The sequence below is a fragment of the Lentisphaera marina genome (genome assembly GCF_028745505.1).
Classification (GTDB): domain Bacteria; phylum Verrucomicrobiota; class Lentisphaeria; order Lentisphaerales; family Lentisphaeraceae; genus Lentisphaera; species Lentisphaera marina.
The window spans coordinates 2,013,260-2,030,191 of the sequence record NZ_JAQZZL010000001.1 but is presented as its reverse complement, the minus strand read 5'-3'; the positions used below and the strand labels follow the sequence as shown (position 1 = coordinate 2,030,191).

Sequence of the window (16,932 nt, the reverse complement as noted above, 5' to 3'; positions counted from 1 at the left end):
AAATTTAATATTTTTATAAACTTAAGTGTTAAGTGATCGAGTTTTGCGGTAAATGAATTATGTATAGCGTCTCTGCTGATTTTAATTTCCTAAGTGAGGATTTTGCCCATTATGAAAAGTTTTATTTACCTCTCATTTTTATTTTCCAGTTTTGTTTTTGCTGCTGAACGTCCCAATATCGTATGGATTGTCAGCGAGGATAATGGGGCGCGTTGGCTAGGCGCTTATGGCAACCCTGCTAAGCCCACTCCAAGTTTAGATAAGATGGCATCCGAGGGCTTTTTATTTACAAATACTTATGCCTCAGTTCCCGTTTGCGCTCCTCAAAGGTCAACCTGGATAACGGGAATCAATGCTATTTCAATGGGCACACAGGGTATGCGCAGTGGGTTCCCCGTTCCTGAGCAGATTCAATTTTACCCAGAAATATTTAAGAAGATCGGTTACTACACAAGTAAAGGGAATGACGCTAAAACGGATTATAATTTACGCAGTGCGCGTAACCCAAATGATACATGGGATGATCCAAAGAAAATTGTATGGGAGAATCTCAAGAAAAATCAGCCCTTTATCCACGTTTTTAATACTCACAATACTCATGAATCTCGAGCTTTTGGTGGCTTTAAGCCAGAAAAAGATAAAGTTGAGAAAGCAAAAAACTTGGCATCCTACCACCCCGATTTACCGGGGATGCACTTTGTTTACGACAAATATAATAAGTGTATGAAAAAGCTGGATGATGAAGTCGCGGCTTGGTTAAAAGAACTGGAAGATAATGGCCTAGCCGAAAATACCATAGTGATTTACTCATCTGATCATGGTGGTGTACTGCCACGTTCAAAGCGTTACCTCTACAACAGTGGTACTCATTGTCCTTTGATTGTGCGGATTCCGCAAAAATTCAAGCACCTGTATCCAGCGGAAAAACCCGGGATGAAAGTAAAAGAATTAGTAAGCTTTACAGACTTTCCTAAGACCTGGTTAAGTCTGGGTGGTGCAAGTACCGAAGACCTTAAGCAAATGCAGGGTCGGATATTTCTAGGAGAGCAAAAAGAGGCAGATCCAGACTACGTTTTTTCTTTTAGAAATCGCATGGATGATCGCGTCGACATGGTGCGTTCTGTTCGCGATCATAAGTACCTGTACATTCGCAATTACATGCCTTTTGTACCCAATGGCCAGTTCCTTCCCTATACTTATAACATGGAGGCTACAAGAGCTTGGAAGCAGTACTTTTTAGATGGCAAAGCTAGCAAAATTGAATCACGCTTTTTTGGGAAAGATCGTCCAGTGGATGAATTCTATCTCTACAATGAAGATTATGATAATGTGAAAAATATAGCATCAGCTCATCAGGTCGACATTAAAAAAATGCGCAAAGCTTTACGTGAGTGGCAGCTGAAAATTTTTGATAGTGGATTCATTTCTGAGTATGATATGAGTAAAGAGTTGAGTAAGTATCAATTAACTGCCTATGAATATGTGAGAAGAGCAGATTTGTACCCTCTGAAAGATTATATTGATCTGGCTGATAAATCACTTGAGTATGATCCAGTTAACATTCCTTTATTTCTGGATTCATTGGATGATAAATTTATAGGTAAACCCTTTTGGTCTTTGCTAGGCTTGCTTAATTTGAGCTTCAAAGGTGAGCTAAATGGCAAACAGGAAGTTTTATCCCGACTCGAAGCTTTTGTTAAAGACTCCGAAAAATCTACTTTGCATCAGGCTTACGCCAGCTGGATCCTGATTCGCGAAGGTCGCAAATCTGCGGGACTCGCAAAAATTCGCGAGATAGGTAAATCAGGTAAAGAATCGAGACTAATGGTTAATATGCTCGACTGGATCGAATTTCAAAAGATTAAGCCACTAGCTGTGGAGTATTTCATTGAGGGAAAATTGAGTGGTGTGGACTCGACTCGAGTATTGGCGAGTGTTTTAATTGAAGATGGTTCTCCCGAATTAGCGGAACTCACTCGACAGTCGGAAAGTTTACGTGGCAAGATAAAAGCGAAGCAGGGAAGAATTAAAAAGCTCAAAGCCGGTAAAGAGAAAAAATACTCTCCCGAACGTGTGCAAACCGAGATCAAAAAAGCCCAAGATGAGTTGGATGAGTACGAGGCGGAACGCAATGAGCTGTTAAATAAGATGAGAAGTTTTATCACAGAAGTGTAATTCTTGGAAAATTTAATGGCTTCGCTTGTTTAGATCAGCATTTTTGCTGTAAAACAATATCAGTAAAAGAGGTTTTTCATTGTCTGAAGATAAAATTATTTTCTATTGCTTGGGCTGCCAGAGCCCACTTGAAGCGCCAGCTGAGTATGTGGGCTGTAAGGTGCGTTGCGACTCCTGTAACCTGGCAATGCTGGTGCCTGGTCGAGGACAAAGTGCACAACTTTATGATGAGGAGACTGAAAAGGTAAAGAGTCCACCTGTCAGTCAGGTAAAGGGAACAGCGACAGCTCATTCTCGCCGTGGAATTTTAGCTGGCTTAGCCGCTTTATGCTTAATTGCCGGCCTTGGGGCTTTTTATTTACTGGGGAAAAGTGGAGCACGTAAAAATGGAGGAACAGCTCAATTCGTAGGAGAAAGCCTCGAGCAACTTAATTCAAATCCTAAGCTCTTTGAAGCAAAGCATACAAGTCAGCAGGCAATTGCTGTTGTGGACAAAATGGTGGACATACCTAAACCACTCATTGTGCGTGACTGGCAGGATGTATCGCAGAAGTATTATAAATATATCCTGCGCGATGGATATGAGCTGGATGGTCATCTGCTCATGAAAACTTATTTAAAAGGAAAGGAATCGGGGCATTACGCCATAAAAAATGACTACCTCAAAACTTCTAATGGAGACTCAGGGTGGAAACGCGAAATGTTTGCTAATCGTGAATTTAAAGGCAAGCCTGAAGTGATGATGATTGATAAAGATCTGAATTTTAATTGGGGTCATAAAAAACCTCATGATGCCATCGATCGAGACAATTTTTCAGTTCGCTGGTCCACAGTTTTAGATGTTCCCGAAAGCCGTGAATATACCTTTTATTTACGTTCTGATGATGGTTCCAGAATGTTTATCAATGGCAAAGAATTGATGGGACATATGCGTGGACTTGCAAAATTAGAGAAGAAAATTCACCTTGAGCAAGGACGGAAATACGAAATTTTAGTTGAGTATGTGGAAAGTTCAGGTGAAGCCAAAGCGATCTTGACTTGGGATTATATCTCTGCTACAGATCTTGCTGAAAAACGCATGGCTGAAACTTATAATTTACGTATGCCTTCCTATCGTCACAGTAAGCCTGGTGGCGAGATTTTTACAAATGTTTCTCCCATAGTGGGAGCCAAAATGGTGGGTTTGGATCCTAGAGATTTAGTCGATTTTGATATCTTGAAATCTGCCAAACTCTGGTTTGATGAGAAGCATGGCATTTACCGTCATGGACCGGGAGATAAGAACCCTGAACTCCATTCGGGGATTTATGGTTATTGGAGTTCGGTTTATGGAGTCATGCTGGCTGATTTATTTCCTGACGACACTGACTTTATGGTTCAGGTAAAAAAATCCACCCAGGCATTCCTTAAAATTGCCAAGGGTTTGGGCTGTCCTGATGAAGCAAATTTTGATACCCTAGGTTTTAATTTTGAAACGAATGGTCCAGGAGGACGCAATGAGCCGATGAATCGCTTTGGTAATTCACCGATCGTTGCCTGGATGAATTTACTGGGGTATGACCTGCACAAAGACCCTGAAATGCTGGCTTGTGCGGAGTCCGCAATGCGCTACTACGAATTGAATGCCGGCCGTTACGAATTGACTCACATTATGGGACCCTACGTAGCATCGCGATTGATGGTGGAGCATGGTAAGGATTTTGATCTTGGGAAAATTTATAATGCCTGGTTTGGCGGGGAGCAGGAACGCGGTTGGCATATAACAGCCGGAAAAGAGTATAAGGGAGTCACTGTGGATGGATTGGATGGCGCCGTTTGGAAAAATGGCAATTTCCTATGCTTTACCATGGGCTCACTTAATGGTCCAGCATGGTTACTGCCGGCCTTGCGTTATGATCCGGATTATGCCGTGGCAGTTGCCAAATACTCACTCAATATGGCCGTCTCCATGCGTCTTATGCAGGGCTACAAAATGGACTGGAATCATCAGGATCACAAAGACTGGAAAGATCTCCACGATCCTGACTACTTGCTGTTTTATGAAGCTTTGGGGACTTCTGAATTTAGTGATAAACGTTTATACCAACCCTATGCAACAGGAGACCCCATTCGCCTAGGTTGGGGCACTCCAAAAGTCGAGCGCAAGGATTACCTGAAACAAAAGAAAGAGTGGTTCTCTAAGACATCGAATAATATTGGCTTATACATGGGGAATCACGTCGGTCTACTTGGTGCGATTGTCGCAAAAACAGACGTGGATGCCATTTTGCGCTGGGATTGCACTAAAACGGAATGGCTCGTAAAAGATTCTTACCCCACGTTTTTATATCACAACCCACATGCGGAGGCAAAATCAGTGAGGATAGATCTGAGTGATAAAATCGATCAGCCAGTAGATATTTACGACACCATAAGCGGACAGTTTCTTATCTCGGCTTTCAATGGAAGTGAAAAGCTTAAACTAAAAGCTAATCAGGCGGTGGTTTTAGTGGCTGTTCCACAGGGAGCAAAATTAAGTCGCAAGGGCAAGCATCTTCTGGCGAATAATAGAGTCATTGACTTTAAAGCTCATTGATGCTCAATATGTAATTAAACCAAAAGTTCCTCTTTTAAGCGAGTGGAGCTGAAAATTTATAGCTATGTAGATAGAAATGTTTTATATTTGAATTCAATCATGAGAAAAGGCAATAAAAACTATGAGTAATGACTGGGTGACGCGACAAACTCTCCTACAGAGAGCAAAAAATCCTGATGATCATCAGGCTTGGGATGAGTTTATCTCTTATTACGAGAACTTTATTCAGGTACTCATTTATAAAATGAATTATACGGGTCAGGACACGGATGACCTAACGCAGGTAATTCTTGTCAACCTTTGGAAAAATCTGGCGAATTATGATAAGGAGAAAGCTTCTTTTCGCAACTGGATGGGCGCGGTGATTCGCAATACGACTTATAACTACTACCGCAAGCAAAGTAATATTGCCAAACGTGAAAAAGAGGGCATGGCGGATTTTTTGGAATCCATGCCTGAGTCTGATTTGGATGAGCTTATTGAGCGCGAGTGGAAAACTTATATAAGTGAGTTAGCTCTGAAAAAAATGAGAGAGCTCTTTTCAGGGAAAGCCGTAGAGGTTTTTGAGCTTTCTCTCAAAGGCATCTCTTCAGAAGAAATTAGTGAGCGCGTCGATCTTAAAAAAGACTCGGTTTATGTACTCAAAAATCGCGTTAAAAAGAAGTTTATGGAAGAGGTGCGAGCTCTAGTTGCTGAGCTTGAGTATTGATGGGTAAATCAGACAATAATAGGTCAGAGGGCCTTCTAGATCTTTTTGACATGGCGATGGATGAATCGGATGAAAAAGAAGGCTTAAGTCCCTTATTTTCTACTCTAGAAGCCAGTGAAAAACGCTATTTGGACCCTGAATTGATCAATTCCGGAGGGATGAAAACAATTTCTCGTGTTTTCGATGCTGTGACGGGACGTTATATCGCCATGGCTAAACTTCATGAAGGAGCACCCAAAGAAACTTACGACCCTTTTATTTGTGAAGCACGCCTGACAGGTTTATTGGAGCATCCCAATATTATCAGTATTCACGACATGGGGATTGATGAGGATCAAACTCCATTTTTCACCATGGAACTCAAGCAGGGAGATGACCTGCGAAAAATCATTTCTCAAAAACATTCGGGTAATCTTGAATACCTAGAAAAATATCCTTTAAACTCTGTACTTGAGATTTTTCTAAAAGTTTGCGATGCCATTGCCTATGCTCATTCAAAAGGGGTGGTTCATCTCGATATTAAACCAGGGAATATTCAGGTAGGTGAGTTTGGTGAAGTGCAGGTATGCGACTGGGGTCTTGGTAAAATTATTGGTAAGCAGGACAGCAGTTCTAATGTAGAGATGTTTAATCCCGATTGGCTAAATAGTATGACTCTTACGGGTGAAATTAAAGGTACGCCAGGCTATATGGCCCCTGAGCAGGTTAAAGATGGTAAGGAAAAGAACGAAACCACAGATATTTATGCACTGGGTTGCCTATTGTATACCATTTTAACCAATAGCTCACCAATCGATGGCGGTACGGATGAGATCCTAGAGGTTACAACTACGGGGAGGATGATTCCCCCCGCACAGCGTTTCCCCAAATTAAATGTTCCCCATAGTCTTAGCGCAGTGGTTATGAAAGCTGTTTCTTTAGATCAGAATGAACGTTATGATTCAGTAATTGCTTTACGTAAGGAAGTTTACAACTATCTCGCAGGTTTTGCGACCAGCGCAGAAAATGCCTCCTTCTTAAGAGGCCTTACATTGCTCTACAAACGCAATAAGTTGATCTGCAATGTGACCTTTATTCTCAGTTTAGTTATCATCATTGGATCGGCTCAGTTCATTATAAATTTGAATAAGAAAACTGCCGAGGCGATTGCTGCTGGACAGGAAGCAGATGAAGCACGTAAAAAGGCTGAGTCATTGCTCATTGAAAACCAAAATGAGCAAAAACGTGTAGCGGCTTTGGGTATTCAAAAAGATTTAATTCAGAAAACCATCATTCAGCAAATCGACTACTCTAAACCCATCAAGAGCGTAGCGGACAAAGTAGCTGATTTTGAAAATAGGCCTCCTGGTGATGCACAGATGAATATTCTAAGTGAGTATTACTATATTCAACAGCGTTACCGTGAAGTTTATGAATTAAATAAAGATAGAGAAAAGCCTTATTATCTCTTTAAACATGCGCCTAAGTTTATAGATGTACCTCGAACAAAATCAGGCTTATTAAATATAGATGATTTCTTTAAATCTATTCTTCACTTTAATTTGCGACAGCGGGATATGCTGGAAAAGGCTATGGTTTGGGATACAGCCAATCGCAAAAATTTCCAAGGCTATGAGAAGGTTGTTAAATTGGTATTGTCAGGTTGGAATAATGGGCTGAAAGATAGCACCTTTGACTATTCCCCGAGTACCAAATCTCTAAGTTTATCAGGTGCGGATTTTAAGATTTTAGGGACCGAAGATATGGCTGATAATCGTAACAGCTTACTAGCTCCTTTAGATCTAGTGTCTTTAGACATACGCAATACACAAATTCATGATCTTAGTCAGTTGAGAGGATTAAATAATTTAAAAGAATTGGATGTGAGACATACTCTGGTTCCCGATTTGGAACCGCTCAATCAATTGCCTGCCATTGAAAAAGTAATTGTGCTGCCTAAGCAGTTTTCTGCCCGTCAAATAAAAGTTCTTAAACCATCAATTCAGGTACTTGTTCAGGATTAATATTCAGACTTGCTAAAATCTGCGGAATCGATAATTTTGCTGCACAGATTACCGTATCAGATGCACCATAATAAACCGTAATTTCGTCGTCTTCTACGAGGTGGCCATTGGTGAAAACCACATTGCCAAAGAAGCCTTCCTGTTCGTATTGAGCTAATGGTTGCATGATGGGTTTTTCGGAACGGGCTATCACTTTAGTGGGGTCATTTAGATCCAGAAGTAGGGCGCCAAGGCAGTAACGGGAACTCTCGTCACAGCCATGGTAAATTTCCAGCCAGCCTTTGTCTGTTTTAATGGGAGTAGCTCCAGCGCCAATGCGTTGACTATCCCACATTCCGGGTCGAGTTTTTGCTAGGCATAGATGGTCTCCCCAATTCTTTAGATTAGGAGAAGAGGCAATCCAAATATTGAGTTCTGACCAGCTATCGACTTTTACAACTGGACGATGAAGGGCCCAGTAGAGCTCATTGACTTGCTCATCAAAAATTGCGCAGTCCTTGTTTGGGGGAGGGAGAATTACACCATTCTTAGAAAAGGTCTTCCAATCTTTTGTACTCTGCATGCCAACTGCTGGGCCATACTCAGAAACGGCTGTGTAGGTGAGGTGATAAGTATCGTCAATTTGAGTGACACGACAGTCTTCCACACCAAAAGTTTCGTATTCACCTTCACCAAGAATCAGAGGCTTGTCATGGGCAGTAAAATGAATGCCATCACAACTCTCGGCAAGGCGCAGGTGAGACAAGGTCGTGAGATAGGTTTTGCCATCATAGCTAAAGACGCGTGCATCATCGTAGGAGAGCAGGGGGTCGTCGAGGGCAAATTCAACTATACTTACCCCTTCTGGAGAAGCTTGATCGACGACGAGAGTGGAAATGAAACCCTCTTTTTGAATCATCCGTTCAGCGACGCGCATAAGTAGGTATATCTTACCATTAAAAGTAAATGTTCCAGGGTTGAGTAGGCACTCGACTTCAGCACCTTCTAAGCTAGGTTTTACATCCTGTGGTTTAATGAGGGGATTGTTTTTAAATCTTTTGGCAATGTCCATAATTGATCTTTTTATTTAAGTGTTTCCGATTCAATTGAAGTAGTGTTTTGTTCTTCGAGCTGTTGTTGAATATCGCTGCATTTTTTTCTTGAGAGGGGGTAGAAAGCAATCAGTATAATAGCGGCTACCACACCGATTATATCTGTCGAAATCAGAAGAGTTTTCATGTTTTCCAGCTGTTCCATGTTTGGTTTTACTTCAGTATTGACGTAGCCAGCTAAGCGGGGCATGTAGCCGCTCAATAAGAGTACAAGAACATCCGATACTTTGGCAATCACGCTACTGGCAGCGGCATAAGTCCCCTCACGTCTTTTACCGGTGATCAATTCATCTTGGTCGCAAACATCCGCCATCATGGAAGTGTACACAAGATTAGTTGTTTGGGCACCAAATTGTGATAGAGCCCACACGAAAATGATTAGGTAGGGATAAGCGGGAGTCATCATCCAGGGAATAGAGCTGACACCAATGAGCAAGACAAAGGTTCCCATGAGTGCGGCTTCTTTTTTGCCCCAGTGAGTCGACACCCAGAGCGCAATTGGCAAGGCAATAAAAATAACAATGGTTGAAACCGTCCCGCCGATGCCGCCTATTTTTGATGCTAGATCTTCGCTACCGCCAGAAGTATAGTGAACATGCAGGTAATTACCGATGATGGCGTCAATTCCCATGCCGAGCATGACAAATAAAATGGCACCCTGTACAAGCAGGAAGGCCTTATTCGTGAAAGTTGCTTTAATTGCCGTCGACAAGGGGATTTTATCTTTCTTTTCAAAAGTCAGTTCTTCCGCAACTTCATGATTACCAAAAAAGACGGCTAAGGAACAAAGCAGCAAAATAAAGCCGACAATAATGCCTAGGACTACAGCGCCCTTACTCACGCCACCGAACACAGGTCGTGCAGTAAACCAATAGAACCAAGCAACCATAAAGAGTCCGAGGGTTTCGACATACTTTTTCCAGGTGAATACTTTGGTTTTTTCGTCGTAATTTCGGGTGAGTTCAAAACCTAGGGCTTTGTAGGGCACTGAATAGAATGAGTGCGCGAGAAAATACATGGACATCATAATGAAGATGTAGAGGAACTTAAAGTTTTCTTCGCTTATATGAAATAAGAGCAAATCCACTCCGCCCTCGACACTTGGAACCATCCATGCAAATGGCATCATGACCGCACAAACTATGCCCATGACCAAAATATAGGGTTTTCTACGTCCCCATTTAGTTCTAGTTTTATCAGAAATGAAACCAGCCGTGGGATCACCAATCATGCTAACAGCTTTAGTGGCAGCAAGAACCCAGCCCATTTTTTCGGGGTCTAGTTTCATGTCCACAATAAAGACATAGGTAAATAGTGCCTGAATAAAACTGGGGATGAAAAAATCGCCCAAGCCCCCGGCGCCATAGGCCAACTTTTGTTTTGCGGGAACCCGGTCTTTTTCCGGTATGGGCAGATTTTCGTGCATTAGCGGTAATCTACCACAACACCATTGATGAGCGTCTTGTTTAACTGTTTAGTGATTTTGCCATTTGCAGGTGCTAGAACAATCACGACTGAGCCATTTGCGGGGATCGCAATTTGAGTCTTAGCTGAGACTGCTTTTGCCATGAACGAATTGTTTAGAGTATTATAGATATCGAACTTTCCTGGCGGGAGTTCTAGATCCACTTTTTTCACTACATTATAAGGATTGAAGTAGAGGTAGCTTGGATATGAATTGGCGCGATCAAATTCTGTAGCCAAACAGTCCAGTTGTAGTATGTACTTGTGATTGGTGGTGCGAATTGCTCCGCCAAAAACTCCCACATAAGAAGAACCATACAGGCCAAAGTCAGTGTCGTATCCCCAGTTATATTTTGTGGCATCGCCACTGGCATAAAGTGCCGGTTCATTTTCATTCCAGAACTGACGTAGGCCTTCGTAGGCAATGACGTTCTGTGATTCTTCCCTCCATTCAGGTGAGGACTGTTTTTTTGCGGGGTGGTAGTCACTATAAAACAGTCGCGAGGCATTGGCGGCATTGAGAATCCATTTGCCGATATCGCGGGAATAACGCTCGTCGTAACGAACCATGGAAATAAATGGAGCCGCCATCGCAAAGGTATTCATGGCAAAAGCATAACCGCCCTCCACATGTCGCCATGGCGGAGTATTGATTGAGCCGACCAGCCCATGACAGTCATTTCCTTCCCAACGTTTGTGAATCACACCCATATCACCGCGTACTAAACTGGTATGATCAAAGCACCAATTGACGAACTTCGTTGTATCGTAATTCGTTCCCAATTCGGCATTCATGCGAACGGCCGCGTAGGCGCCAAAGGGGAGTTGAACTTCATAGTAAGGGTTTTTATCAATTTCGAGTGAGTCGAGATAATCGAAGCACCATTTAGCGGCTTCAAGATATTTAGGATCTTTTAGCTTAAGCCAGGCGGCATACATCAACCAGCCAATACCAGCCGCACTATCCGGCTCAGTCCATTTGCCATTCTTTTTGGCTTTATTTTTATCGAAATCAAAATAAGTGAAGTCAAAGCCTTTTTTGTTGAGAATGACGGCTGCATCATACCATTTATCGGCAGTGATGCGCACTATTTCTTTCATCTTGCCTGTTTCTGGGTAGCGATCATAGATTGAATAAAAGAGAATGTGAGGGAAAACCGTGTACCAGAAAGAGTCGTAATCGGTATCTATATGATTAAGGACTAAGTTGCGGCCGTTGGCCGAATTGTAGTACTGCTCACACATTTCTACCCAGTTGTATTTTCCATTCGATTTATCCTGGCCATTATAAGTCGCACCGAGTACACTGCCCATCACCGCAATGGCTTCGAATGAATCCTTATGCTCATCAGTGGGGCCGACGTAGGATGTGAAGCCAAAGCCGGCTTTCCCAGTGTTGATATTATCTTTCGGGCTAATTAGATGGGTAAGTGGCAGGTGCGTTCCTTTAGCATTCAGGTCATATAAAACTTTATCAAAATCACTGGCCACCTGATTCCAGTCCCGCATATCATATGGTTCAGGGAAGTTGGGCATTTGATCAGTTAAATGTATTCTTCCCTCAACTGGACTGCGTTCTACGGTACTGCTGCAGGACGCTAGAAAAGCAGAGCAGAGTAAGCTAGTGAATTTTATAAATAATTTCATTAATGACCTTCCTGAATGATTGGCTTACGCCAATTCCCATTCAATGAAGGGGTCGTCAATTTCCAACCAATGCGCTTCGGCATCGCCAATTCCCGCATAGAGAACAGCTTTGCCATTGCCTTCGCGTTTGAGACCACCCGAAAAAACCACATCTTCTAGGTCGGGGCGCTTGGCAACTCCCGGACTAAATAGGTCGCGGCTAGCAATCATTTTCATTTCCGAATACTTTTCTGTTTCTGGATCGTACATAAAGGCAGATGATGCGTAGTGGCGGTTTTTGCCCTTATCGCTAAAGCAAGCAATGTGAGCCAACACACCAAGCTTTCCATTTTTGAGCAAGTGAATTTCATTGGCTCCTCCCCACTCTTCATCAGTGAACTGATTAAAGAGTTTGGCATCGAGAATGATTTGTTCATTTAAATCTTCGAGTTTGTCAACTTCGGTATAACCAATCTTGCCTCGACCGCCTTTTTTGCCTTGTGGGCGTGTGAATACACCAATGCGGTCATCTTTGAGTTCAACTAGGCGGATATCTTTCATATGTTCCGGGCCTTGGAAGAATGGGGTGAGTTCATAGATATCTTTACCTCGGTAAAAATTGGTGCGCCAAGTGAGCTTGTCTTCTGTGCCAGGAACGACTGCGACTTCCACTCCACCAACAATGAGTTCACCATTGATACGCGTGAAGAAGGGGTCCTGAAGTTTAAAACTTGCGGAGTCCGCAACGGGTAGCCAAACCTTGTCCTGCTCTTCAAAAAACATCAGTTCAGAATACTCTTCATCACGATTTTCAACACGACCACCGATGACAGTTTTACCAGCGGATTCAAAGGGTGCAGTGATATTGTAGACATCGCGTGTGCCCACGCCGTCAAATTTAATCTTATCGGTTTTTAAGTTGGCAGTTTGTAGGGTGTTCTTGAGTTGCTCATAGGCATCGGTGTAAGTTTTTACCGTCATATTGTCTCCTGAATAATAATGTATTAATATCTTATATTGGGTGGGCTAAAAGAACTCTCAGTTTCTCCGCAGGTATTCATCAGTTCATTTACAGCAGGAGACAAAAACCTAACAGGAAAATAAAGATTTAGATAAAAAATTAGATGATAATGAAAAAATTGAGGGATTTGGAAAAAGTTTGTTTAGAAAGTGTTTTTCAAAGCAAATGGATATAGAAATTAACAACGAGGTTTTCATGATTAAAAAGTTATCCATTTGTTTGGCTTCTTTCTTTTTTACTTTTTCGCTTTTCGCTGATGAAGAGCTTATCAATATCAAAAAGAATATGCCGGGTTCTGTGAACGCTAAAAAGAAATATAAAGTACTTTGTTTTTCCAAACCTTATGGCTTTCCGCATACATCGATAAAAACGGCCAAAAAGATGATTCAGGTCATGGGTGATCAGACGGACATGTTTGAAGTCGATTTTAGTGATGATGCTAAAGATCTCTCAGCTGCGAACCTCGCAAAATACGATGCGCTTTACCTCAATAATACGACCAAGATGGAAAAGGGGATTAAGGATCCTCTCAAACGCAAGGAGTTGACTGATTTTGTAAAGAATGGCGGTGGACTTTTTGCGGTTCACGCAGCAACTGATGGAGGTTGGCCTGAATACGTAAAAATGACGGGTGGTGATTTTGACGGTCACCCTTGGGGGCATAAGGGCACTTACTGTATTTGCAATGAAGACCCAAGTCATCCCATTGTTGCCAATATCTTTAATGGCGAGCAAAGTTTTGAACTCAATGATGAACTCTACCAATACAAGGATTTTGATCGCAAAGATAATCGCGTTTTACTTTCTGTGGATATGTCAAAATTTCAGAATCATCGCGGAGGAATGAAACGCGAAGACAATGATTACGCCATGGTTTGGGTCAAAGAGTACGGCAAGGGTCGTGTATTTGTTTCAAGTCCGGGTCATAATCATCATGTTTACTGGAATAAAGATGTTCTTCAAATGTGGGTTCAGGGCATGCGCTTTGTACTTGGGGAACTAGATGTGGATACTTCTTCAAAACCCAAGCCGGCTTATGCACTGCCGCCACTTGAGCAAACGCAGGATCCACTCGTACGTCAACGTAATGAAAAAGAGAGTATGAAGGAGTTTGAGGTTCAGGGTGATTATAGCCTGGAGCTCGTTGCCGGTGATGACATGCTTTACGAACCCGTACTTTGTGTATGGGATGGTAATGGACGCATGTACGTGGCGCAGATGGAAACCTACATGCAGGATGTGGATGGTTCTGGTAAACATGACAAGGTCAGCCGTGTTCTTCGCTTAGAGGATACTAATGACGATGGCATTATGGATAAGCGTACGGTATTTGCCGATAAGATGAATCTTCCTCGTGTAGTACTTCCTCTAAAAGACAGTGTGCTCATTGGCGAAACAAATACCAATGACATCTATGAGTACTTTGATACCGATGGGGATGGCGTTTCTGATAAAAAGAAAATTTGGTATGAAGGAGGAAAACGCGGCGGCAATCTAGAGCATCAGCCCAGCGGTTTGATCTGGGCAATGGATAATAATATCTATACAACCTATAATCAGCATGCATATCGTTACACAAATGGCACTGTGAAAAAGGTGATGACCAAGGGTAATCGTGGTCAGTGGGGACTCACTCAGGATAATTATGGTAAGGTTATTTTTGCAGACGCTGGAGCAGGTGTGGGTCCGGTGCATACACTCTTCCCAAATATCTATACAAAATGGGACCCAAAGTGGGTACGCTCTGAAGGCTTTAGAAATGTCTGGGGGATAGATAAGGTATTTGATGCTCAAGGTGGTATGGGAGCTATGCACCCAAGCGGAGCCATAAAGAGTTTCACCGATACCTGCGGGCAGGCTGTTTTTCGTGGTGATAAGCTCCCAAAAGAAATGCAAGGTGAACTAATTTTTAGTACACCTGTGGGACGCTTAACGCGTCGTGCCACTTTCAAAGTTGACGAAAAGGGGCGTTCAGTGATGCATAATGCCTATGATAAAAAAGAGTTTATTGCGAGTTCCGATGCCAACTTCCGTCCAGTGAATGCGGCAACGGGGCCCGATGGAACACTTTATCTCGTGGATATGCATCGCGGTATAATCCAGGAGGGTGCTTGGGTTCCTGAGGGTTCTTTTATTCGCAAAGCCGTTAAGTTTTATGGTCTAGATAAAAATATTGGTCACGGTCGTATTTACCGTGTGCGCCATAAGGATTTTAAGCCAAATGACAAAAAACCACGCATGCTGGAGGAAAGTCCGGCTCAGCTAGTACGACACCTAGCACACCCCAATGGCTGGTGGCGCGACGAAGCTCAAAAACTTATCGTTCTCAGCGGAGACAAATCAGTCGAGTCAGAACTTAAAAAAATAGTTTCAACCAACAGCTTTGAGTTGGCGCGACTCCATGCCCTTTGGACATTGGAAGGCTTAGGACTTATTGACCTTGATTATCTCAAACAGGTTTATAAAGACAAGAGTCCTCACGTACGTGCAGCTGCTATTCGCATGACAGAACCGTATTTCCAAGAGGATATAAAAAACATATACGCACTAAAAGGCCTCGTTAAAGATCCAGCAAAAGAAGTTGCAATTCAGTTAATTCTTTCAGCGTCCACTAAGGTAAGTAAAGAAACTCGTGCCATGGCTAATGCTGTCATGAAAGCAAATCCATCTAATGATTATCTCAAGGAAATTGATGATGAGCTCAATAAGGATTATTTCGAAGAGCAAGCGCGTCTTGCGTCTCTCGCAAAACTCAATGCTGAAGAAGCTGCCTTAATGGCAGAGGGTAAAAAACATTTTGATGCCCTCTGTGCCACTTGCCATGGACCGGCGGGGCAGGGCATGCCGGCGGGTGCGGGACTCATGGCTCCTTCCTTTGTTAAAAACCCGCGCGTTCTCGGTGATAAAGATGTGTTGTCAAGAATCACTCTGCATGGTTTTAGCGGTCCAATTGATGGTAAGACTTATGCTGGTGGAATGATGATGGGTCTTAAGACTAATAATGATCAGTACATTGCTGCAGTGCTAACATATATTCGTAATAGCTTTGGCAATAAGGCAGAGATGATCACAGAAAAAGATGTGGCTAAAGTTCGTGATCAAACTAAAGATGTGCAAAAGCCTTATACAGAACAGAGCTTGCGTCAGATTTTACTTAATTCAGGTGGTGATATCCGTCTCTGGAAACTTAATGCCAGTCATAAAGCCAAAGATCTCCTGAATCTTCAGGATGATAATTCTAAAAACACTTATGCTAGTAAGGCTTCGATGAAAAAGGGTATGTGGATAGAAGCAGAATTTCCTCATCAGCGCAATGTTTACAAAGTGCAGCTGCAGGCGAAAGGCGGAGATTACGCCAGAGCCATTAAAGTTGAGATTTCTGAAGATGGTAAAACATGGAAGACAGTCGTTGAGAAAGCCAAGGGTAATAAGTTTACCGAGGTGTCCTTTCCAATGGCAATAGCCAAAAAAGTTCGCATTACCTGCATGGAAGAAAAAGGCCTGTGGTGGCAACTTGAAGACTTAAAAATTCTTGGTCCTGGAATGGGTGACCCAGATCAATATCCAGTGGGTCAGCGTGATTACCTACAATTTAAAAAGGCTAAGTCTAAAAAGATTGGTTGGGGTGGTTTTAAGCAAGATAAAAATATCAGTATTGGCAAAGTGAAGTACAAAAAGGGGATTTGGACTCATGCCCATAGTGAGATGGTTTTTGATATAGCAGGGAAGGGCTACAAGCGCTTCTTTAGTCATGTGGGGCACTCAGATAGTGGGCATGACACTTACTGTAGCTTTGAAGTTTATCTTGACGGAGAAAAAGTCTTTGATAGTGGAGACATGTTTAAGGGAGATAAGGCAAAATTTGTGGATATTGACGTGAGCCAAGCATCTGAAATTAGGCTCGTGGTTGCGAATGGTAAAGATGGTAAGCCTGATGGAGATCACGCCAACTGGGCGGAGGCATTTTTTGTAAAAGACAAAACTCAGAAGTCAGCTTCAACAAAGACCAAAAATGTATCGAGAACGATAGATATTTAGTTCGTGTAGGTAGTCCACGCTTTAGCGTGTTGGCGAAATAGGAGTTGTTTGAATTATGTGCCAAGCAGGTACTTGTCGTACCCAGTAAGGTAGAAATAGGTCTGCGCAGCTAAAGTTGCGCGTTTCAAAAGAGATCTAAACTTAGATCAAATTATTTATTATTTAATCCTTACTTTAATACATCTTTAGAAAGATGGTATATTATCTTAGTAATCAAAAAATCAAGAGAA

Annotated in this window: 9 protein-coding genes; 5 read left to right on the top strand and 4 right to left on the bottom strand. The window is 42.4% G+C overall.

Annotated features, from left to right (window positions below; translation table 11 throughout):
• Positions 1 to 111: 111 nt before the first annotated feature.
• The 4 genes from PQO01_RS08325 (at position 112) to PQO01_RS08310 (ending at position 7,462) form a co-directional block, all read left to right on the top strand.
• Complete coding sequence (locus PQO01_RS08325) at positions 112 to 2,175, top strand: sulfatase family protein (protein WP_274313563.1); 2,064 nt, start codon at positions 112 to 114, stop codon at positions 2,173 to 2,175.
• Between the two features lie 79 nt (positions 2,176 to 2,254).
• Positions 2,255 to 4,750, top strand: a complete 2,496-nt coding sequence (locus PQO01_RS08320; protein WP_274313562.1) for a PA14 domain-containing protein — start codon at positions 2,255 to 2,257, stop codon at positions 4,748 to 4,750.
• 121 nt (positions 4,751 to 4,871) lie between these two features.
• Positions 4,872 to 5,459 (top strand): RNA polymerase sigma factor, encoded by a 588-nt coding sequence (locus PQO01_RS08315; protein WP_274313561.1) that lies wholly within the window; start codon positions 4,872 to 4,874, stop codon positions 5,457 to 5,459.
• Positions 5,459 to 7,462, top strand: a complete 2,004-nt coding sequence (locus PQO01_RS08310; RefSeq protein WP_274313560.1) for a protein kinase domain-containing protein — start codon at positions 5,459 to 5,461, stop codon at positions 7,460 to 7,462. The genes PQO01_RS08315 and PQO01_RS08310 overlap by 1 nt, the downstream gene beginning before the upstream one ends.
• Here PQO01_RS08310 and PQO01_RS08305 read toward each other — a convergent pair.
• Genes PQO01_RS08305 through PQO01_RS08290 form a run of 4 tightly spaced genes read right to left on the bottom strand, consistent with a single transcriptional unit; the run spans position 7,428 to position 12,624 of the window.
• A complete protein-coding gene (locus PQO01_RS08305; protein WP_274313559.1) occupies positions 7,428 to 8,513 on the bottom strand; it encodes a glycoside hydrolase family 130 protein in 1,086 nt (361 codons plus the stop codon). The two genes, PQO01_RS08310 and PQO01_RS08305, sit on opposite strands and share 35 nt — an antisense overlap.
• Before the next feature lie 11 nt (positions 8,514 to 8,524).
• The gene (locus PQO01_RS08300; protein ID WP_274313558.1) at positions 8,525 to 9,979 is read right to left on the bottom strand and encodes an MFS transporter; all 1,455 of its coding nucleotides are present in this window, start codon (positions 9,977 to 9,979) and stop codon (positions 8,525 to 8,527) included.
• Positions 9,979 to 11,664 carry a hypothetical protein gene (locus PQO01_RS08295; RefSeq protein ID WP_274313557.1) on the bottom strand — a complete coding sequence of 562 codons (1,686 nt, stop codon included), beginning with the start codon at positions 11,662 to 11,664 and terminating at the stop codon, positions 9,979 to 9,981. The genes PQO01_RS08300 and PQO01_RS08295 overlap by 1 nt, the downstream gene beginning before the upstream one ends.
• Positions 11,665 to 11,688: 24 nt before the next feature.
• Positions 11,689 to 12,624, bottom strand: a complete 936-nt coding sequence (locus tag PQO01_RS08290; RefSeq protein WP_274313556.1) for a DUF1861 family protein — start codon at positions 12,622 to 12,624, stop codon at positions 11,689 to 11,691.
• Positions 12,625 to 12,859: 235 nt separating this feature from the next.
• On the opposite strand from PQO01_RS08290, the gene PQO01_RS08285 reads away from it, so the two are divergent.
• Entirely contained in the window at positions 12,860 to 16,702 is a 3,843-nt protein-coding gene (locus PQO01_RS08285; protein WP_274313555.1) for a DUF7133 domain-containing protein, read from the top strand.
• Positions 16,703 to 16,932 lie beyond the last annotated feature (230 nt).

Coding starts and splice junctions, on each gene's coding strand:
- PQO01_RS08325 (WP_274313563.1), top strand. CDS start 112: ATGAAAAGTTTTATTTACCTCTCATTTTTATTTTCCAGTTTTGTTTTT.
- PQO01_RS08315 (WP_274313561.1), top strand. CDS start 4,872: ATGAGTAATGACTGGGTGACGCGACAAACTCTCCTACAGAGAGCAAAA.
- PQO01_RS08305 (WP_274313559.1), bottom strand. CDS start 8,513: ATGGACATTGCCAAAAGATTTAAAAACAATCCCCTCATTAAACCACAG.
- PQO01_RS08290 (WP_274313556.1), bottom strand. CDS start 12,624: ATGACGGTAAAAACTTACACCGATGCCTATGAGCAACTCAAGAACACC.
- PQO01_RS08295 (WP_274313557.1), bottom strand. CDS start 11,664: ATGAAATTATTTATAAAATTCACTAGCTTACTCTGCTCTGCTTTTCTA.
- PQO01_RS08285 (WP_274313555.1), top strand. CDS start 12,860: ATGATTAAAAAGTTATCCATTTGTTTGGCTTCTTTCTTTTTTACTTTT.
- PQO01_RS08300 (WP_274313558.1), bottom strand. CDS start 9,979: ATGCACGAAAATCTGCCCATACCGGAAAAAGACCGGGTTCCCGCAAAA.
- PQO01_RS08310 (WP_274313560.1), top strand. CDS start 5,459: ATGGGTAAATCAGACAATAATAGGTCAGAGGGCCTTCTAGATCTTTTT.